Source organism: Bradyrhizobium sp. Leo170 (assembly GCF_004296405.1).
Classification (GTDB): domain Bacteria; phylum Pseudomonadota; class Alphaproteobacteria; order Rhizobiales; family Xanthobacteraceae; genus Bradyrhizobium.
Genome location: NZ_PSRR01000082.1, coordinates 1 through 20876 on the forward strand (window position 1 = coordinate 1; position 20876 = coordinate 20876).

A 20876-nucleotide genomic window follows, 5' to 3' on the forward strand; every position below is an offset into this window, starting at 1 on the left:
CAGCCAGAACGCGATCTCTCGGGGTGTCGGTCCTCTGACGGCGCCGGGAGGTTCGGATGGGGCAACCATCGCAGGCGCAACTCATCGTTTTCTGGCGTGACACGCTTGACAGCGATTGCCCAGGCGACCGCCGTTGTTGCCTGCAACGCGGTAAGCGATGAGGCGAAGCCTTCCTGTCCGGTGTAGACAGCGTTTTTCATGCAAGGTTGATCAATCTTACAGCGGCTCCGGTTCGATGCTCTTAGCCAATTGGCTACGGCAAGCGGCGATTCGAAAGGAATATCGATTAGAATCCATCCGACGACCTACAATGGAGTCGAAGCTTCCTTGTATTGTCGGTAACATCGGCCACCGGTTTTCTTGAACTGAGCGACATATCCAGCATTGAGCGGTACCCCTCGATCAGTACACGCGCTCTTTTGGCGGGATTGACTGGACCTCGTTTGAGAGAGGCTGCAAATGCACTGGTCTGTAGTCGAGGCGCGCACGGCCATCATCGTCGAGCCAGCACAGGGTGTGTTTCAGCCAGTTTTCGTCATCGCGTTTGGGGAAGTCTTCCCGCGCATGGGCGCCGCGGCTTTCCTTGCGACCGATCGCTGAATGAAGGCTGACGCTCGCCTGCGCAAGCATGTTGTCCAGTTCGAGTGTTTCGGCCAGATCGGTGTTGAATATCATCGTGTGATCGGTCACTCCAACGTCATTCCGCATCGTGGCGATCACGTCGTTAAGCTTTGCCAGTCCTTCGTCCAGCAGAGCGCCGGTACGGAACACGGCGCAGTGGCGTTGCATGGTCTGTTGCATGGCCAGCCTGATGTCGCCGGCGACAGTCTTGCCTTTGGCCCACCTGATGCGATCGAGACGCGCGATGGCACGATCGGTCGCCTCGTCGGGCGCTGGTGCGTGGCCCTCTTGCGGACGCAAGGTCTCTATCACGCGGTGAGCCGCTGCTCGTCCAAACACGATGATGTCGAGAAGCGAATTGGAGCCAAGGCGGTTCGCGCCATGCACTGAAACGCAAGCCGCTTCCCCGATCGCCATCAGTCCTGGAACGACTGTTTCCGGATCGCCGTGGCGAGACGTGACGGCTTCGCCATGCAGATTGGTCGGAACTCCGCCCATGTTGTAATGGACGGTGGGCAGCACCGGAATTGGCTGGCGTGTGACGTCGACGCCTGCGAAGATTTTCGCGGTCTCGCTGATACCCGGCAGGCGCGTGTGCAGGAGCTCCGGGTCGAGGTGCTCCAGATGTAGTTCGATATAGTCCTTGCGCGGACCGCAGCCGCGCCCTTCGTTGATCTCAATCGTCATGGCGCGGCATACGACGTCGCGTCCGGCAAGATCCTTTGCGCTTGGTGCGTAACGCTCCATGAAGCGCTCGCCTTCGGAGTTGGTGAGATAGCCGCCTTCGCCGCGCGCCCCTTCCGTGATCAGGCAACCGGAGCCGTAGATGCCGCTCGGGTGAAACTGCGTGAATTCCATGTCCTCGAGCGGCAATCCGGCCCTCAGCGCCATTGCGTTGCCGTCGCCGGTAGAGGTATGAGCGGCGGTGCAGGAGAAGTAGACGCGGCCGTAACCACCAGTCGCCAGCACAGTGCGGTGAGCATTGAAGCGGTGGATGGTCCCATCTTCCATGTTCCACGCCAACAGGCCACGACAGGCGCCGTCATCATCCATCAGCAGGTCCAACGCGAAATACTCGATGAAAAACTCCGTGCTGTGAGTCAGGCACTGCTGATAGAGCGTGTGCAGGATGGCATGGCCCGTCCGATCGGCCGCCGCACAGGTGCGCTGGGCCATCTTCTTTCCGTACGCGATGGTCTGGCCGCCAAAGGGACGTTGATAGATCCGACCATCCGCGGTGCGGGAGAAGGGCACGCCATAGTGCTCCAGTTCCAGCACGGCTTCGCGGCACATGTATTCGATCGCGTCCTGATCACCGAGCCAGTCGGAGCCCTTGACCGTGTCGTACATGTGAAAGCGCCAATCGTCGCCATCGCCCATGTTTCCAAGCGATGCGGCCATGCCGCCCTGTGCGGCGACGGTGTGGCTGCGCGTCGGAAAGACCTTTGTGACGCAGGCCGTCTTGAGGCCTGACGATGCCATTCCCAGTGCCGCGCGCAGTCCGGCGCCGCCGGCACCGACGATCACCACATCATAATTGTGGTCGATGATTTCGTACGCCTTAGCCATCCTGCTGTTCTCCCAAGTTTGCGAACTGGTCTTTCTGAGTTCAGCGGTATTCATCGGATCGGCGAACAGAAGGCTTATCGATCTCCGACCGTTCTAGCGACACCACTCAATATGGCATCGAGCAGGCCAAATTCCATCGGCCTGGCTGTGACCATGCCCCATCGCTTCGCGGAGAGATTCCGATATCGTCAAATGAGATGATACGTATCTCATTATTTGAATTTTCAGGACGGAGATCGAACCTATATCTTCCTGCATAAGATATTCATGGGATCCCGATGGCAAACGTCGTCGCGCTTCGCTGTTCGGAGGACTTGTCTCTTCGCGGGTTTCGGTCGCACGTCGGCCAATCGCATTGCCGGAGGTGAGGATATGAAGCTCCCAACCGTTCTATCGGCGGTCGCCGCGCTAGCCGTTGGTCATGGCGCCCGGGCCGCAGCCTTGCCATCGACCTCGGCCACGATCACTTATCATCGCACGCAGGTGGATGGCGTCGGCATCTTCTATCGTGAAGCGGGGCCGAGCGACGCGTCGACGATTGTGCTGTTGCACGGCTTTCCGTCCTCCTCGCGGATGTTCGATACTTTGCTTCCGCTTCTTGCTACGCGCTATCACCTGATCGCACCAGATTATCCGGGGTTCGGCCAGAGCGAGGCTCCGCCGCCCTCACGTTACGCTTACACGTTCGACCATCTCGCCCAGACCACGAACGCCTTGCTCGAGCAGCTCAAGATCAGCCGCTACGTCCTGTACCTGCAGGACTATGGCGGTCCGGTTGGCTACCGCATCATGGTGGCTCATCCCGAGCGGGTGCGCGCGCTTGTGATCCAGAATGCGAACGCCTACAGCGAAGGGCTCGGCGCCAAATGGACCGGCATTGCGCAATATTGGGCCGATCGTGATGCCCAGCCGGAGCAGGTCGACGCTTTCACCTCGCTCGAAGGCGCCAAGGCCCGTCACATCGGCAACAGCCCCAATCTCGAGCGCTACAATCCCGATACATGGACCGACGAATATGCGTTCCTGTCCCGACCTGGGCAGCGAGAAATCCAGGCGGACCTGCTTTACGACTACCGCACGAACGTGGCCTCTTACCCCGCATGGCAAGCGTTTCTGCGCGAGCACAAGCCGCCGACGCTCATCGTGTGGGGACGCTATGATCCATCCTTCATTGCACCGGGCGCGGAGGCGTTCAGGCGTGACCTGCCGGATGCGGAGATTCATCTGCTCGACGCCGGTCACTTCGCGCTAGACGAGAAGGTCGACGACATAGCACGTCTGATGATCGACTTGCTGTCGAAGCAGCCCGAATAGGCCTAAAGCGAACGACACGGGGAGAGAATGTGTCGATGGCCCTTGTGTAGGAGCGAACAGGGCACCCGACGATGTGTCTGTTCTAATTGAAGAAAGTATTTAGGTGAGGCATAACCCTCAGCGATTGAAGCGCTGATTGTCTCCACATCCCTATGACCAGGCCCCGGGTTCCATCCCTTGTTGCGTTGAGAGCTTTTGAAGCTGTTGGCCGCACCGGCAGCATGCGTGCCGCTGGCGATGAGCTGGCGGTGAGCCATACCGTCGTTTCGCGTCACATCCAGAACCTCCAGGAAAGCCTCGGCGTCACGCTCGTCCGCGCCCAGGGGCGCGGCGTCATGCTCACGGAACGAGGTTCGTTTCTCTATGAGCAATTGTCGCAAGCGTTTGAGATCATCGCGCGCGCTACGGTTGCGGTGCGTCCTCCGTCGCGAACCACCCTTAACATCTGGTGTATTCCCGGCATCGCCAACCGTCGTTTGCTGCAGAGGCTTCCCGAACTGACGGGCCCACCAAACCGATGGGAAGTCAACCTGCAGCCAACATTATCGCACCCCGATCTCTCGCGTGGTGAGGCGGATGCCGAGATCGTCTATGCCGATGTGATCACCACGCATCTCGATCTCGCGTCCGAGCCCTTGATCCGGCCGAGGGTCTTCCCGGTGGCCAGCCCGAGCTATCTGGCGCGTCATCCCGCCATCACGAGCCTGACGGATTTGGCGTCGATCGCGTTGATCCACGAAGAATCGACGGAGCAGTGGGAGCGCTGGCCGGGTTGGTCGATTTGCCGCAGCTCGGCGGCCAGCGCCTTTGGCACGCCCACCTCGCCATCGAGGCGGCGCGGCTGGGGCAGGGCGTGGCGATCGCCAACGACGTCCTGATCGAGGACGACCTTCGCACCGGCGCGTTGGTCGAACTCCTCTCCACCTCCGTCTATATGGGAACGTACCAATTGGTCGCTTTGAAAGAGCGCTGGCGCGACCCGGCGATTGTTGCACTGCGGAATTGGCTACAAAATGTGCTGGCCAGCGCACCGAACGGTCCGACCGGTGCATGTGAGTCACCATAGCGCGATAATAAAACTGGTTGTTCGTTCAATCGCGCCAACTACGGTCCCCTCAACTTGGGGAAGTAAGAATGGCGCTAAACTCCGAACTGATGTCACGCAGACAATCTGCGGTGGTCCGTGGTGTTGGTCATGCCACACCGGTTTTCGCTGAGCGGGCACTCAACAGCGAGCTTTGGGACGTCGAGGGGCGACGTTACGTTGATTTTGCCGGTGGCATTGCGGTTCTCAACACCGGTCATCGCCATCCGCGGGTGATCAAGGCGGTTCGCGATCAGTTGGATCGCTTTACGCACACCTGTTTCCAGGTCGCCCCCTATGACTCCTATGTTGAACTCGCCGAGCGTCTCAATGCGCTGGCGCCGATCAGCGGGCCGCTGAAGTCGATACTGCTCACGACCGGCGCCGAGGCTACCGAGAATGCGGTCAAGATCGCTCGTGCGGCAACCGGCCGCACCGGTGTCATCGCGTTCACGGGGGGCTTCCACGGGCGCACCGCCTTTGCGTCGGTGATGACGGGAAAAGTCGTCCCTTACAAGAAGGGTGTTGTTTCCCCTCTGCCCGGCGTGTGGCATGTGCCATTTCCGATCAGTGGCAGCGAAATTAGTGTCGACGACGCGCTGCGCTATATCGGTTTCATTTTCAAGGCCGATATCGATGCATCCCAGGTGGCGGCGATCATCATCGAGCCGGTGCAAGGCGAAGGCGGTTTCCACCAGGCTCCCCCCGAACTCATGCGCGGGCTGCGCCGCATTTGCGACGAGAATGGGATCGTGCTGATCGCGGACGAAGTTCAGACCGGATTCGGTCGGACTGGAAAAATGTTCGCGATGGAGCACTACGACGTCAAGCCGGACCTCATCTGTGTCGCGAAAAGCCTTGCCGGTGGCTTGCCGCTATCGGGCGTGATCGGACGTGCCGCGATCATGGATGCGGCGGAGCCGGGTGGCCTCGGAGGCACATATGCAGGTCATCCGCTGGCATGCGCGGCGGCGCTTGCGGTCCTCGATGTGTTCGAGCAAGAGAACCTTCTTGCGCGCGCCAATGAGATCGGCGCGCGCTTGCGCGATGCGATCGATCGTTTCGCGCAGGCCAATCATCTGCTGCCGATTTCCCGGGCTCGCGGATTGGGCGCGATGATCGCCTTTGATGTGCTCAAGCAACGGGGGAGCAACGAGCCGGACGCTGAAGCCACCAGTCAGGTCACCAGGCTCGCGCACCAGAACGGCCTGATCCTGCTGTCCTGCGGCACGACTGCGAACACGATTCGGATCTTGGTCCCGCTCACGGCGTCGGACGAGATCGTGGACGAGGGACTTTCGATCCTCGAATCCTGCCTCGTCGCCTGAACTCCACGACCGGCGAAAATCGACCAGACCAACAATGGGCATTCGGTGAAATGACCCTTGCGCACAGGAGACGACCTTGGAAACTGAGCTGACCAAGACCAACAGTCTTGCCGAAGAATTGCGGGCTGCTGTCGATCGCAACTTTGACGACCAGGTCGCCTTCCTCGAGCGTCTGGTGCAATTCCGCAGTCTGCGCGGCCAGGAGGCTCCGCTCCAAGCCTGGATGGCCGAGCGCCTGGCCGAGCGCGGCTACAAGGTCGATGCCTTCAGTCTCGCCGATGTCGACCTGATGAGCCATCCGAAGGCGGCCCCGATGGACGGGATCGATCTTGCCGGCTCGAGGCAAGTCGTGGCGACCCATGACGGCGACGGGAAGGGACGTAGCCTGATCATGCAGGGCCACATCGACGTGGTGCCGGAAGGCCCGCTCGATTTCTGGGATTTTCCGCCGTTTGACGGTGTGGTGCGCGACGGCTGGATGCACGGCCGCGGCGCTCAGGACATGAAGGCCGGCGTCTCGGCGATGATCTACGCGCTCGATGCGATCCGGGCCGCGGGCTATGCGCCGCAGGGCCGCATCCACCTGCAGACCGTCACCGAGGAAGAAAGCACCGGCAACGGCGCACTGTCGACGTTGATGCGCGGCTATCGCGCCGACGCGTGCCTGATTCCCGAGCCGATCGGCCACAAGCTCTTGCGCGCGCAGGTCGGCGCGATCTGGTTCAGGGTGCGGGTGCGGGGCACGCCGGCACATGTCGCCTATTCAGAGAATGGCACCAGCGCCATTTTGTCCGGCATGCACGTGATCCGTGCGTTCCAGGACTACACCAAGCGGCTCAACGAACAGGCCGTGGATCATCCGTGGTTCAAGACTGTCAAATCGCCGATCAAGTTCAACGTCGGCATCATCAAGGGCGGCGACTGGGCGAGCTCCACGGCGGCCTGGTGCGAGTTCGATTGCCGGCTCGGCCTGCTTCCCGGCACGACTCCGCAGGAGGCGATGCGTGGCATCGAGAAGTGCCTGGCCGACGCACAAGCCACCGACAGCTTCCTGTCGAGCAATCCGGCTGAACTGATCTGGAGCGGTTTCCAGGCTGATCCGTCGGTCTTGGAGCCTGGAAGCGAAGCCGAGCAGGTGCTCGCTTCGGTGCATCAAGTGGTTTTCAACGAGCCGATGCAATTGCAGATCGGCACCGCCGTTACCGATACGCGCTACTACAAAGTGGATTATGGAATTCCGGCGCTGTGCTACGGCCATTTCGGCATCGGGCCGCATGCGTTCAATGAACGCGTTGATCTCGAAAGCGTCCGCAAGATCACACTGAGCATCGCGCTCTTCGTCGCCAACTGGTGCGGGCTGAAGAAGCTGTGATGGTCGCCGCCGCATCTGCGGCCGGCGCGTCTCGTCCAGAGAGCCATGTAAACAGGAAGGGGGGATGTCATGGGAATGAATAGACGTGAATTCGGCAAGTTGGGACTGGCCGCGGGAATGGCCAGCGTCGCGGGAATCCCGCTCGGCTTGCACCGTGCCGCGGGGCAGACGCGCGGCGGCACGCTCAGCACCATTACCCATCCGGAACCGGCCATGCTGGTGTCCGCGATCAGTCAGCTCCAGTCGACACTGACGGTCGGCGGCAAGATCTACGAGAGCTTGCTGCGCTACGATTTTGACCTGAAGCCGATCCCGGGATTGGCGCAGTCCTGGAGCGTCTCGCCCGACGGGTTGACCTATACGTTCAAGCTGTTCCCGAACATCACCTTCCACGATGGCAAGCCGCTGACGGCCGACGACGTCATCTTCTCGATGACCAAGATCCTGCCCGAGACCCACGCGCGGGCCCGGCCGATCTTCACCCGCATTGAAAGCGCGGAAGCTCCCGATCCGCTGACCGTTGTGTTCAAGCTCAAGTCGCCGTTTTCCCCGTTCCTGGGAGCGTTCGATTGCACCACGGCGCCGATCTTGCCGAAGCACATCTACGAAGGCACCGACTTCAAGACCAACCCCGCGAACGACAAGGCAATCGGTTGCGGTCCATTCAAGCTGAAGGAATGGGTGCGAGGGTCGCACATTCACCTGATCAAGCATGAGGGCTATTACCGCGCCGGTGAACCCCATATCGACGAGATCATCTACCGGGTCATTCCGGACGCAGCGGCGCGTTCGGTCGCGTTAGAGCAGGGAACCGTCAAGCTGACGCAGTGGAGCGACATCGAGCAGTACGACGTCGCTCGCCTTACGAAGCTGCCCCATCTCGACATGACGACGAAGGGATATGAATACTTCGCGCCGCATCTGTGGCTCGAACTGAACAACCGGATTGCGCCGATGAACGACAAGCGCTTCCGTCAGGCGGTGATGTACGCGATCGACCGGAAAGCCCTGCTCCAGCGTGTCTACTTCGGTCTGGGCAAGATTGCGACCGGTCCGATCTCGTCGAAGACCCGCTTCTACGAGAAGAACGTAAAGCAGTACGAATACTCGCCGGACAAGGCAAAGGCTCTTCTCGACGAGATGGGATTGAAGCCGGGCGCGGACGGCAAGCGGATCACCGTTCCGTTCCTGGTCACGCCATCGGGCGAACTGTATCGTCGTGTCGCTGAGTTCTTGCGCCAGTCGCTGCTGCGAGTCGGCATCGACATCCAGTTTGAAGGTACCGATGTCGCGGGCTGGATCCAGAAGGTCAGCAACTGGGAGTACTCGATGACGACGAATCTCGTCTATCAGCTCGGGGATCCCGCCATCGGCGTGTCACGAACCTACATTTCGTCGAACATCCGCAAAGGCATCATGTTTTCCAACACGGCCGGATATGCCAATCCGGAAGCCGATCGCCTTTTCGAGGAAGCGGCGACCGCCACGTCGGACGAGAAGCGGCAAGAGCTCTATAGCGCGGTGCAGAAGATCGTGGTCGAAGATGTGCCGATCGTATGGCTGTTGGAACAGGACTTTCCGACGTTCACCGACAAGAAGCTCAAGAATGTGACGACGACTGCCATCGGCGTTCACGAGACCTTCGGCGCGGTCCGGTTCGAATGAGCGTCGTCGCCATCACCAAGCTAGCCAGTTGCACCAGGTACGGCTGATCGAGTGCTGCTCGAGCGGCTGCCCGCGACCTTGCTGCTCACTGGTACGGCATTCATCTTGTCGCTCGTCTGCGGCACGGCGCTTGGGACCATAGCCGGCACGCGCGCGGGAAAATGGTCCGACACGTTCTTTACCATCGTCTCACTGCTGCTTTATGCCTTGCCGGTGTTCTGGCTCGGCCTGATGCTCGTGCTGCTGTTTTCCGTGCAGCTCAATTGGCTTCCCCCATTCGGCTACGCGACGATCGGCGTCGAGATGACGACGTGGCAGCGCATCGCGGATATTGCCCAGCACATGGTCCTGCCGACCTTGTCGCTGGCCGCTGTCTATCTCGCGATCTACGCCCGGCTGATGCGTTCCTCGATCATCGAGGTCAAGCAGCAGGATTTCATCAAGACGGCGCGCGCCAAGGGCGTGACCGAGTCCCAGATCGTGATGCGCCATCTGCTTCGCAACGCGATCCTGCCCGTTATCACGGTCGCCGGAATGCAGGCCGGCGCCGTGGTTGGTGGCGCGGTTGTCGTCGAGACCGTGTTCGCCTGGCCCGGCTTGGGACGGCTGATCTATGACGCCGTGCTGCAGCGCGACTATCCGGTCATGCAGGGCATCTTCCTGGTCATGTCGGTTGTCGTCATCGGGCTGAATCTGCTCACCGAGGCGGTCTATCGCATGGTGGATCCGCGCATCTCCGTAGGAAGTGTGAAGTGAGGCGAGCCATGAAGACCCTGGCATCCTTTCTTCGGCACCCGGCCGGCGTCATCGGACTGGTCATCCTGACCGGAGTCGTCGTGCTGGCCATCGTGGCGCCGACCCTGTTTCCCGTCGATCCCTGGGATATGGTGGCCGCGCCGTTCCAGCCGCCGTTCGACGGCGAGACGTGGCTCGGCTCCGACATGCTCGGCCGCGACGTCGCCGCCTGTATTGCCTATGGCGCGCGGGTCTCGCTCCTCATTGGCGTGTCGGCGACACTTGCGGCGCTCGCGATCGGCGTCACCGTGGGAGCCGTTGCCGGCTATTTCGGCGGCCGCGTCGACGACATTCTGATGCGCTTTGTCGAATTGTTCCAGACCATCCCGGGCTTCATTCTTGCCATCCTGCTGGTGGCGACGCTCGGGCCTTCACTGAGCAACGTGATCCTCGCGATCGGCGCCGTGAGCTGGCCTCAGCTTGCGCGGCTCACGCGCGCCGAGTTTCTGCGGCTGCGGAGCAGGGAGTTCGTGCAGGCCGCGGTCTGTCAGGGACAGCCGCCGGTGTCGGTGGTGATGCGTCACATCCTGCCGAACGCCGTGTCGCCGATCATCGTGACCGGCTCGCTGATGATCGCCAGCTCGATCCTGATCGAAAGCGCGCTGAGCTTCATGGGGCTCGGTGACCCCAATTTGATGTCCTGGGGATTCATGATCGGCGCGTCCCGGTCGGTGATGCGCCAGGCGTGGTGGATGAGCGTGTTCCCCGGGATAGCCATTTTCCTCACCGTGCTGGCGATCAACCTCGTTGGCGAAGGACTGAACGATACCCTGAACCCGAGACTGTCGCGGAAGGCGCGAGGTGCATGACGGACGAACCGCTGCTTGCAATCGAAAATCTGTCCGTTGCCTTGCCCACGGGTGGCGACCGGCAGTTCGCGGTGGAGAACGTCTCGCTTGCCGTACGTCGCAACGAGATCGTTTGCCTGGTCGGCGAATCCGGTTCGGGTAAGTCGATTACCGCGCACGCCGTGCTCCGGTTGCTGCCGCCGGCTCTTCACGTCGCCGCGGGCGCCATCCGTTTCAATGATACGGACCTCGCGACGGCGAATGAAGGGGCAATGCGGGCGCTGCGGGGCGGCCCGATATCGATGATCTTCCAGGAGCCGCTCAGCGCGCTCAATCCGCTGACGCGCGTCGGTCAGCAGATCGCGGAAGCCATCGTCACGCACGCTGGCGCGAAGCTGCCCCGTTCCGAGGTGGACGCGCAAGTCATCGAATTGATCGCGGCAGTCGGCTTGCCTGATCCACCGGCGCTCGCTCGCAGCTATCCATTCCAGCTCTCCGGCGGTCAGCGCCAACGCATCATGATCGCGATCGCAATGGCCAACGAGCCGGCGCTGCTGCTCGCCGACGAGCCGACGACCGCACTTGACGTCACCACGCAAAAGCAAATCATTGGCTTGATCCGGAAGTTGCAGGCCGAGCGGGGAATGGGCGTCCTGTTCATCACGCATGACTTCGGCGTCGTCGCCGACATCGCTGACCGCGTCGTCGTCATGCGCAACGGCTGTGTGGTCGAGCAGGGCACAGTCGACGAGGTCCTCCGCGCGCCGAAGAACGACTACACCAAGGCACTCATTGCGGCAGTACCGGGCGGCCGGCCCGCCACAAAGCACAACCATGCGCTGGGCAGCGATCCGTTGGTGGAAGCCCGCGGTCTCAACAAGGTGTTCGCGACCCGGCAGGGCGCCTTCAGGCCGGTGCGACGGGTGTCGGCCGTGCAGGACGTCGCTCTCACGCTGCGGCCACGCGAGACCGTCGCCGTCGTCGGGGAGTCCGGATCGGGAAAATCGACGCTCGCGCGCATGATCATGCGGCTGATCGAGCCCGATACCGGTTCGATCGATTTCGATGGGGTCGACTTTCTCAAATTGAAAGGCGCGCAGTTGCGCGCGATGCGCCGCAAGGTGCAGATCGTCTTTCAGGATCCCTTTGCGGCTCTCGATCCTCGACAAAAGGTTGGCGAGGCCATCGCGCGCGGACCGATGACCTATGGAACGCCGCCGGCCGAAGCCGTTGCAGACGCAAAGCGACTGTTGGCACGAGTCGGGCTGAAAGAGAGCGCATATGAACGCTATCCTCATGAGTTCTCCGGAGGGCAACGCCAGCGCATTTGTATCGCGCGCGCGATCGCGTTGAAGCCGCTGGTGCTGGTCGCGGACGAGGCCGTTTCGGCGCTCGACGTTTCGGTGCAACAGCACATCCTGGAATTGCTGGCGGAGCTGCGCGAGGAAATGAACCTGGCAATGCTGTTCATCACGCACGACCTCCGCGTCGCATCGGAGATCGCCGACAGGATCGTGGTCATGCGGCGCGGTGAAATCGTCGAGCAGGGGGAGACGCAATCGGTATTCGGCGCGCCGCAGCATGCTTACACCCGCGAGCTGCTCGAGGCCATTCCTGGGCGTTCGTTGTTCGGTCGGCCTCACGAGCCGTCGGCCAACGTCTGTTTCGCCTAAAGCGTGATCCGGAAAAGTGGATACCGGTTTTCCGAAAAGATCATGCTCAAACAAAGAGCTAAAGCGGGATGACGATTCGAAGAAAAGTCATCACGCTTTAGGCGCTCGCGAACGGAAACACGGGGCGGAATGACATGAAAACTGGTGCGGATCATCTCTGCGACGCGCTGCTCGCGCTTGGCGTCGACACCTGCTTTGCCAATCCGGGCACATCGGAGATGCACTTTGTCGCCGCGCTCGATCGTCGGCTGGACATGCGCTGCGTTCTTGGGCTGTTCGAGGGCGTCGTCACCGGAGCTGCCGATGGCTACGGCCGGATGACGGACCGGCCCGCGGCCACGCTTTTGCACCTCGGGCCGGGCCTCGCGAACGGGCTCGCCAACCTCCACAACGCTAGGCGCGCCGGCACGCCGATCATCAACATCGTCGGCGAGCATTCGACCGCGCACCTTCCGCTCGACGCGCCGTTGACGAGCGACATCGAAACGCTCGCCCGGCCGATGTCCGCGTTCGTGCGCCGGATCGGCAGTGCCGCCTCGATCGAGCGGGATGTCACTGAGGCCTGGGACGCGAGCCTGGCGAACGGCATCGCGACGCTGATCTTGCCGGCGGACATGGCCTGGTCGGAACGGTCAGCCGGGGCTCCGCTCGCCAGGCGTTCGCCGCCGCCGAGGCGCGAAGTCGATCCGGATAAGTTCAAGACGGTCGTCGATCGGTTGCGCAGCGGTTGCAAGGCGGCGCTGATTCTGTCGGGGCAGGCGCTGCGTGCTGATGCGCTTGCCGATGCCGAGAGGATTTGCGCCAAGACCGGCGCGCGGCTGTTTGCGCAGGGCGTCAACGGGCGCATCGAGCGCGGGCGCGGTCGGGCACCGATCGAGAAGATATCCTTTGCCTGGGAGCCGGGTCGCGCCGCATTGGCGAGCCTCGACATGGTCGTGTTGATCGGTGCCAAGGAGCCGGTCACATTCTTTGGCTACCCAACACAGTCGGGTCGTCTCGCGCCTGAGGGGTGCAGCGTGGTCGAACTCGGCGGGCTCGGTCACGATCTGAAGGGAATTCTCGCCCATCTTGCGGAAGCTGTCGGCGCCAAGTCGGCAGCAGGTTTGCAGACAAGTCACCGGCCGCCAGCCGAGATGTCGCTCCAAGCCGACGGTCCCCTGACCGCCGAAATGATCAATCGCGTGGTCGCTGCGAAGCTGCCGGAGAACGCGATCGTGTGCGACGAGGCGATCACTTCCGCCGGTTTCTACGAGCTGTCCTACAATGCGCCGGCACACGATTATCTGCAGATCACGGGCGGTGCCATCGGGATCGGAGTGCCGATGGCGGCGGGGGCCGCGATCGCCTGTCCCGGGCGCAAGGTCGTGTCGCTTCAGGCTGATGGCAGCGGCCTCTACACGCTTCAGGGGCTCTGGACGCAAGCGCGCGAGAAGCTCGATATCGTGACCATCATCTTTGCCAACCGTGGCTACGCAATCCTCCACGGCGAAATGCGCAAGGTTGGTGTCGCCAGCCCCGGCCAAAATGCCCGCCGCATGCTCGACATCGAGGATCCCGAGATCGATTGGGTCAAGCTCGCGGGTGGCATGGGCGTAGCAGCAGAACGCGTGACGACCGTCCAGCGTTTCGCAGAAGTGTTCGATGCCGCGCTTCGGCAGCGCGGGTCGTTCGTCATCGAGGCGTCGTTGCCGTAACTTCTGAGAGGCGACATTCCATAGACGGGCAACCGCATGACACATTCCAACGCGACCGATCGTGACGGGGCCTTTGCGACGCACAGCGCGCATTGGGGAGCGTTTTCGGCGCGCTGGGACGGTCAGGATGTCTCGATCCTGCCCTACGCCGGCGATCCGGCGCCATCGCCGATCCTCGCCAATTTCAAAGGTGCCCTGCGCCACAAGGCGCGTATCCTCAAGCCGATGGTCCGCCGCAACTGGCTCGAGCATGGGCCTGGCCCGCAGCGGCGCGAAATCGGCGATGATTTTGTCGAATGCGGATGGGACACCGCGCTCGATCTGCTCGCCGGTGAACTCGCGCGCGTTCGCGACAATTTCGGCTCGCGGGCAATCTATGGAGGCTCGTACGGCTGGGCCAGCGCGGGACGTTTTCATCATGCGCAGAGCCAGATCCACCGCTTTCTCAATTTGGTTTGCGGCGGCTATGTGCGTTCGGTCAACAGCTACAGCGCGGGGGCCTCGTCAGTGATTCTGCCGCATGTGATGGGGCCGTTCGAGGCGCTTTCGCGGCGTAATGTCACCTGGGACCAAGTGCGCACCCACACCGATGTCGTGCTCGCGTTCGGCGGCATGCCGATCAAGAACTCGATGATCGCCAGCGGCGGGCTGAGCCGTCATGTCGAGCCCGACGCCATGCGCGAGGCGGTCAAGCGAGGCACGCGGTTCATCTCGATCAGCCCATTGCGCGACGATTTCCCGGCTGAGGCCAAGGCCGAGTGGATTCCGATTCGTCCGGGCACCGACGTTGCCGTGATGCTCGCGATGGCGCATACCTTGCTCGCCGAAAATCTTTGTGACCGCGCGTTTGTCGACCGCTACACAACGGGCTTTGGCGTGTTCGAGCGCTATCTTCGCGGCGACAGCGACGCACAGCCCAAGCATGCCGATTGGGCGGCTGCGATCAGCGGAATTGCGGCCGACAGGATCAGGGACATCGCCCGCTTGCTCGTCCGGAATCGCGGCCTCATCGCCGTGGCCCACGCGTTGCAGCGCGCGCAGTATGGCGAGCAGCCGGTGTGGGCCGCCGCGGTACTTGCCGCAATGGTAGGTCAGATCGGTCTGCCCGGCGGCGGTTACAATTATGCGCTCGGCGCGATGGGGCACACCGGCCGCCGGGTCAACGCCGTGCCAATTCCGACGATGTCGCAGGGCACCAATCCGGTTCGCGAATTCATTCCGGTGGCGCGGATTTCCGACATGCTGCTGAATCCGGGCGCGCCATTCGCGTATAACGGCCGCGAGCTGCAGTATCCCGACATCAAGCTCGTCTATTGGGCGGGCGGCAATCCGTTCCATCATCATCAGGACATTCATCGTCTGGGTCAGGCATTCGCGCGCCCTGACACGATCGTGGTCCATGAACTCGCCTGGACCGCGATGGCACGGTCCGCTGACATTGTGCTGCCTGCGACGATGACGCTGGAGCGCGACGATATCGGCGCGGCGGCGACCGATCCGCGATTGATCGCGATGCGCCAGGTCGCGCCGCCCATCGGTGAAGCGCGTGACGACTTCGCAATTCTCTGCGATCTCGCCGACCGGCTTGGCGCCGCAAGCGTCTTTGCCGAAGGACGCGATGCCGCGCAGTGGATGCGTCATCTCTATGAGCCGACGCGGTGCGCCTTGGCCGAGCGCGGCTGGGAGGCGCCTGATTTCGAGGAGTTCTGGGAACGTGGCGAATTGGCGCTTCCGTCGGAACCGGACGACGGAGGCATCTTGCGTCGCTTCCGAACGAAGCCAGAAGAGAATCCGCTGCCGACGCCCAGCGGCAAGATCGAGATATTCTCGGAGACGATTGCCGGCTACGGCTATGACGATTGCCCGGGCCATCCCACCTGGCTCGCCTCCACCGAGCAGCCGGACACGACGGCTCCATTGTGGCTGGTTGCCAATCAGCCGGCGACGCGGCTTCATGGCCAGCTCGATTTCGGTGGGTACAGCCAGTCCCGCAAGATCGAGGGCAGGGAAGTCGCGCGGATGCATCCGGACGATGCCGCGCCGCGCGGGATCGTCGACGGCGATGTCATCAGGATCTTCAACGCACGCGGCGCCTGCCTCGCGGCGGCGGAGGTGACCGACGACGTCATGCGGGGCATCGTCAATTTGCCGACTGGCGCCTGGTACGATCCCGCCTCGGGTGACACAGAGAATCCGCTTTGCCTCCATGGCAATCCCAATGTACTGACGCGCGACGTCGGCACGTCACGACTGGCTCAAGGCTGCTGCGGGCAAATCACGGTCGTCGATTGCGAGAAGTTCGTCGGAACGGCTCCGGCGGTCCGAGCCTATGAGCCGCCGATCCCCGTGAAATCTCTCTGAGCCATTCCGACGTCCCGCACTGGACGGAACTCAACCGTGTCCTCCGAGAAAGGCGTCCGAGACAGCGGGATCTTCGATCAACTTCTGTGCCGGGCCCGATGTTACCACGCGGCCAGTCTCGAGCAGATACGCCCGATCCGCTACCTTCAAGGTTTGACGCGCCTTTTGCTCGACCAACAGCACGGACAATCCTTCGGCGCGGGTCTCGGCAATGACGCCAAAGAGGTAGGCCGTGGCCTGGGGAGCAAGGCCGAGCGATGGTTCATCCAGGAGCAGCAGGCGCGGTTTCGATAGCAGCGCGCGTGCCGTCGCCAGCAATTGCTGCTCGCCGCCGCTGAGCAGGCTCGCCGCGTTGTGACGCCGCTGGCCCAGAATCGGAAAGCGCTCCTGCATGCGCTTGAGGTCCGCGATCGCCTGGCTCTTGTCCGCGCGGGTGTAGATCCCCATCGCCAGATTTTCCTCGACCGTCATGCGTCCGAGAATGCCGCGCCCTTCGGGCACCAGCACGATGCCGCGGCGAACGTTGCGTTCGGCGTCATTCGGCCTGAGCTTTTGGTCTTTGTAGACGATCTCGCCCTGGAACGGTAAGAGGCCGGCGATCGCCCGGGCAATCGTGCTCTTGCCTGCGCCATTGGCGCCGAGCAACGCGACGATCTCGCCTTCAGCGACGTCGATATCCACGCCGCGCACCGCGGTGATGGCGCCATACCGAACCTGCAGCCCCCGAGCCGAGAGTATCATTCGTCCTTACCGAGATAGGCGTCGAGGACGCGAGGATTCGTCCGGACTTCGCTTGGCGCGCCTTCCGCGATCAGCACGCCGAAATCGAGCACATAGAGATAATCGCACAGCCGCATCACGAAGTTCATGTCGTGCTCGATGAGAAGGATCGTCAATCCGGTTGCGCGAAGCTTCAGCATCAGTTGCCGGACCTCTTCGGCCTCGTCATGGTTCATGCCGGCCACGGGTTCGTCGAGCAGCAACAGTTTTGGCCGCGCGGTGAGGGCACGCGCCATCTCCACCCGGCGCTGCATTCCATAAGGCAGCGATTTGGCGGGGCGGTCGCGCAAGTCCGTCAGGCCGAAGAACTCCATCACCTCGACCGCGCGCACCTGCGCGGCGGGGTCGCCCCAGCCGACCGGCAGCAATCGGCGCCACCAGGACTCGCGGTGCGGCTGCGCAACAAGCAGATGCTCCCAGACCGTCATGCTGGGGAAGAGGCGGATATTCTGGAAGGTTCGCGCAATGCCTTCGCGCGCGATTTGGTGGGGAGGCAGGCCGTTCAGCGCCGTGCCATTCAGGCGGACGACGCCGGAATCGGCGCGATAGGCCCCGGTGATGACGTTGAACAGCGTTGTCTTTCCAGCTCCGTTGGGACCGATGATGCCGACGATCTTGCCCTCAGGCACTCCGCTGGTCACGGCGGACAGCGCGTGGATGCCGCCGAAGCTTTTGGTGACCTCGCTAAGTTGAAGAAGCGGCGCGCTCATGATGCCGCCTTCCTGAACGTGAGCCCACGCAGCAGCGTGCGGTCGACGATACCCTGGCGACGCACCAGGAGCACCAGGATCAGCAGCGTGCCGAAGGCGGCGAGGCGCCAGTCGGCGATCGGCCGCAGGAATTCGGGCAGGAAGACGAGCAATATTGCGCCGATCAGCGAGCCCAGCCCGAGCGTGGAGCCGCCGAGGATGGTCGCGAGCACGAAGTCGATCGAGCGCTCGAAGCCGAAATTGGCGGGTTCGATATAGACGTGATGATGCGCGAACAGCCCTCCGGAGATCGCAGCAACAGCCGCGCCGATCCCGAATGCGCCAACCTTGATCGCCACGGTGTTTAGCCCGACCAGCCCCGCCGCGGTCTCGTCGTCGTGCACGGCCTGCATCTCGAGCCACACGCGCGAGCGCTCGACGAGGATCAGGACCACGAGGATCCCGCCGGCCCATGCCCAGATATACCCGACCGAAATGTGCGCCATGCCGTGAAAGCCGCCGGACCCGCCCATCGCAGGGAAGTTGATGAAGAAGCTGCGGATCATCTCACCGAAGCCGAGCGTGGCCATCGCAAGATAGATGCCCTTCAGTCGAAGCGCAGGGAAACCCACGATCACGCCGATGGTGCCAGCCGCGATCGCCGAGACGATCAGCGCCGGCGTGATCGGCATGCCGAGTTCGACCGTGAGGTAGGAACTCAGATAGGCCCCAATCGCCATGAAAGCCGCGTTGCCGAGCGACAATTGGCCGGTCGCGAGAATGATGTAAACGCTGAGCGCGCCGAGCAGCAGGATGCCGGCTTCAGCAAACAGGCTGGCATAATAGGTCGACATCACACGCGCTGGCCCTGGTCGGAACGCGCGCCGCCGAGCAGACCTTGTGGGCGCAGCAAGAGGATCAGAATCATGAAGCCGTACACGACGAAGTCGCGGACCTGCGAGCCGCCATAGGCCACCGTGAGCACCTCGACCACGCCGATCAGGGGACCCGCGAGCAGCGCGCCCCAGATGTTGGTGGTGCCCCCGATGACCATCACGGCGACCGCCTTCAGCCCGATTTCGACGCCGAGATATGGCGTGATGGCGCCATAATGCAGCGCGATCAGGACACCGGCCACGCCGGCGAGCGCGCCTGACAAGGCGAAGGCGAACAAGGTCAGCCGATCCGCCGAGACGCCGAGCAGGCGCGACACCTCGCGGTTTTCGGCGACCGCCCGCAGCGCACGGCCGATGGTCGTTCGCTGCACGGTGTAGGCGATCAGCGTCACCAGCACGATGGTGGCGCCGACGACGATCAACTGCATCTGGCCGATATTGACCGGGCCGAGCGTATACTGCCGCCCCAGATATTCGTCAGGCATTTGCAACGGGTCGGAGCCCCAGAGATTTGTCGCGACGTTCTGCAGGATGATCGAGAAGCCGAGCGTGCTCAGCATCGGCGTTACAACAGGGGTGCCCCGCAATGGCTGATAGCCAATCCTCTCGATCACCATGGCGGCAATGGCAGCGCCCGCCATGCCGCCGAGCACGGCGACAGGAAGGGGAAAGTTTGCGGCGATCAGCGTGAATCCGAAATAGCCGCCGATCATGAAGAGTTCGGCGATCGCCAGATTGAGGATGCCGAGAATTCCCATCACGATGGAGAACGACAGCGCCAGCAGCGTGTAGATCGCTCCGAGCGTGAGGCCGTTCACGAGTTGCTGCCACAGCATGAAGTTTTCAGTCGGTCGGATGTTAAAGAGAGTGGCCGGGCAAACCCGGCCACCGAATAGCTGCGGCGTCGATCAGCAGCCGGCGTGGTTGGGTGCGGAGCTGCAGCCGCGGACCTTGGTGTCCCAGGCGCCGTTCTGACCCTGCAGCACGTAGAACGCCTTGATCGCGTCGCCGTCGTCGTTGAAGCCGATCGGGCCGCCGAGACCCTGGAAGCCTTCCAGCTTGGCTAGATGGTCGCGGATCTTGGCGCGGTCGGCCTCGACGTCTGCAGGCTTGCCGGTCACGCCGGACTTCTTGATCGCATCGATATACATGCTGACGATCTCATAGATGTTGGCGTCATACATGCTCGGTTCGATCTCGGCCGGCAAACCGCTCTCCTTGCGCAGCAGCGGCTGCAGATTGGCGACGAACTTCTCGGCCGCTTCGCCTTTCATGGTGGCGAAGAAGGTCGCCGGCGCAATGATCGGAATTTCCGGCGCGGCCTTGAGGATCGCCGACGAAATAAGCTGGGTGGCGCCGACCACCGGCTTGATCAGGCCCTGGCGCTTCATCTCGCGCAGTACCGTGATGGCCTGGCTATAGTCCGCGCTGACGACCACACCGTCCGGGTTCAGCGACTTCAGCTTGGTGATCTGGGCGCTGACGTCGAGATCGCCGGTGTTGAAGGACAGCGGGTCGGATTCGTTGACGATGGCGATCTCGTTCGCCTTTAGCACGGCGGGCATGATCGCCTTGCCGACGGTCGACGCGGTGGCATCCTTGGCATCGAAGATAATGCCGACGGTCTTGATGTTGAACGCCTTCTTGAAATACGGCACGGTCGTCTTGGCGAGCACGCCTTCATCGATCGTGTTGCGGAAGGCCCAGGGACGATTCAGCTTGGCCACTCCCGGTTTCGAGGAGGCCTGCGAGGTTGCGACCACCTTCATCTCATTGGCGACCGGAAACGTCACTTCGGCGGCGCTGCTGGTCAGCGGGCCTGCGACTGCGAGAACCTTTTCGTCGCCCGCCAGTTTGCGCAGCGAGCTCGCCGCCTGGGCCGGCTTGGCGCCGTCGTCGAGAATGGTGATCTTCAGCTTGGCGCCGTTGATGCCGCCGGCATCGTTGGTCTGCTTCTCCAGCATCCGCAGCGTGACGCTGTTGCTGCGGCCCCATTCGGCGAACGGGCCACTGCTCGGCACGATCGCACCAAGCGCGATCTCCGGAGTTTGCGCCAACGCGCTGCCCACGCTCAGCGAGATCACGGCGAGGGTGCCTAGCAGCCGCGACGGGTTCAATATGACCTTCAACATCGACTTCTTTCCGTTGCTGTTAACCATGGCTGCCTACAGCAGCCGATCTCGGAAGCCTGCAATGCACGCGGCGTGCCAGTGGCCCCGCGGCGTTCCCAATGCTCCAATAGATTTG

Annotated in this window: 15 protein-coding genes and 2 pseudogenes; 10 read left to right on the plus strand and 7 right to left on the minus strand. The window is 62.5% G+C overall.

Annotated elements, in window-relative coordinates; all coding sequences use genetic code 11:
• The coding region (locus CWO89_RS46955) for a hypothetical protein (protein ID WP_207234495.1) at positions 1-200 on the minus strand (200 nt) is incomplete at its 3' end.
• Positions 201-402: 202 nt separating this feature from the next.
• Entirely contained in the window at positions 403-2190 is a 1788-nt protein-coding gene (gene sdhA, locus CWO89_RS16250) for a succinate dehydrogenase flavoprotein subunit (protein ID WP_130579815.1), read from the minus strand.
• Positions 2191-2562: 372 nt separating this feature from the next.
• On the opposite strand from sdhA, the gene CWO89_RS16255 reads away from it, so the two are divergent.
• The 10 genes and pseudogenes from CWO89_RS16255 to CWO89_RS16300 all read left to right on the plus strand — a co-directional run bounded on the left by CWO89_RS16255 (position 2563) and on the right by CWO89_RS16300 (position 16264).
• Positions 2563-3504, plus strand: a complete 942-nt coding sequence (locus tag CWO89_RS16255; protein ID WP_130579796.1) for an alpha/beta fold hydrolase — start codon at positions 2563-2565, stop codon at positions 3502-3504.
• A gap of 152 nt (positions 3505-3656) precedes the next feature.
• Positions 3657-4570, plus strand: a pseudogene (locus CWO89_RS16260) (LysR substrate-binding domain-containing protein).
• A 68-nt stretch (positions 4571-4638) separates the two neighbouring features.
• Complete coding sequence (gene gabT / locus CWO89_RS16265) at positions 4639-5916, plus strand: 4-aminobutyrate--2-oxoglutarate transaminase (protein WP_130579797.1); 1278 nt, start codon at positions 4639-4641, stop codon at positions 5914-5916.
• A 76-nt stretch (positions 5917-5992) separates the two neighbouring features.
• Positions 5993-7288 carry an ArgE/DapE family deacylase gene (locus CWO89_RS16270; RefSeq protein WP_130579798.1) on the plus strand — a complete coding sequence of 432 codons (1296 nt, stop codon included), beginning with the start codon at positions 5993-5995 and terminating at the stop codon, positions 7286-7288.
• A gap of 75 nt (positions 7289-7363) precedes the next feature.
• A complete protein-coding gene (locus tag CWO89_RS16275; protein ID WP_130579799.1) occupies positions 7364-8953 on the plus strand; it encodes an ABC transporter substrate-binding protein in 1590 nt (529 codons plus the stop codon).
• 51 nt (positions 8954-9004) lie between these two features.
• Positions 9005-9709, plus strand: a pseudogene (locus CWO89_RS16280) (ABC transporter permease); the annotation flags it as partial.
• An 8-nt stretch (positions 9710-9717) separates the two neighbouring features.
• A complete protein-coding gene (locus CWO89_RS16285) occupies positions 9718-10557 on the plus strand; it encodes an ABC transporter permease (protein WP_130579801.1) in 840 nt (279 codons plus the stop codon).
• Positions 10554-12209, plus strand: coding sequence for an ABC transporter ATP-binding protein (locus CWO89_RS16290; RefSeq protein ID WP_130579802.1), 1656 nt, complete (start codon positions 10554-10556; stop codon positions 12207-12209). Before CWO89_RS16285 ends, CWO89_RS16290 begins: the two co-directional genes overlap by 4 nt.
• Positions 12210-12343: 134 nt before the next feature.
• Positions 12344-13903: an acetolactate synthase large subunit gene (locus CWO89_RS16295; protein WP_130579803.1), complete on the plus strand. Its 1560-nt coding sequence runs from the start codon at positions 12344-12346 to the stop codon at positions 13901-13903.
• A 36-nt stretch (positions 13904-13939) separates the two neighbouring features.
• Positions 13940-16264: a molybdopterin guanine dinucleotide-containing S/N-oxide reductase gene (locus CWO89_RS16300; protein WP_130579804.1), complete on the plus strand. Its 2325-nt coding sequence runs from the start codon at positions 13940-13942 to the stop codon at positions 16262-16264.
• Positions 16265-16294: 30 nt separating this feature from the next.
• On the opposite strand, the gene CWO89_RS16305 is transcribed toward CWO89_RS16300, so the two are convergent.
• From CWO89_RS16305 to CWO89_RS16325, 5 genes are all read right to left on the minus strand, one after another.
• Positions 16295-17005, minus strand: coding sequence for an ABC transporter ATP-binding protein (locus tag CWO89_RS16305; RefSeq protein ID WP_130579805.1), 711 nt, complete (start codon positions 17003-17005; stop codon positions 16295-16297).
• Positions 17002-17754, minus strand: a complete 753-nt coding sequence (locus tag CWO89_RS16310) for an ABC transporter ATP-binding protein (protein ID WP_130579806.1) — start codon at positions 17752-17754, stop codon at positions 17002-17004. Before CWO89_RS16310 ends, CWO89_RS16305 begins: the two co-directional genes overlap by 4 nt.
• Complete coding sequence (locus tag CWO89_RS16315; RefSeq protein WP_130579807.1) at positions 17751-18587, minus strand: branched-chain amino acid ABC transporter permease; 837 nt, start codon at positions 18585-18587, stop codon at positions 17751-17753. The genes CWO89_RS16310 and CWO89_RS16315 overlap by 4 nt, the downstream gene beginning before the upstream one ends.
• Entirely contained in the window at positions 18587-19465 is an 879-nt protein-coding gene (locus CWO89_RS16320; RefSeq protein ID WP_130579808.1) for a branched-chain amino acid ABC transporter permease, read from the minus strand. Before CWO89_RS16320 ends, CWO89_RS16315 begins: the two co-directional genes overlap by 1 nt.
• Positions 19466-19537: 72 nt before the next feature.
• A complete protein-coding gene (locus CWO89_RS16325) occupies positions 19538-20761 on the minus strand; it encodes an ABC transporter substrate-binding protein (protein ID WP_165421188.1) in 1224 nt (407 codons plus the stop codon).
• Positions 20762-20876: the final 115 nt, after the last annotated feature.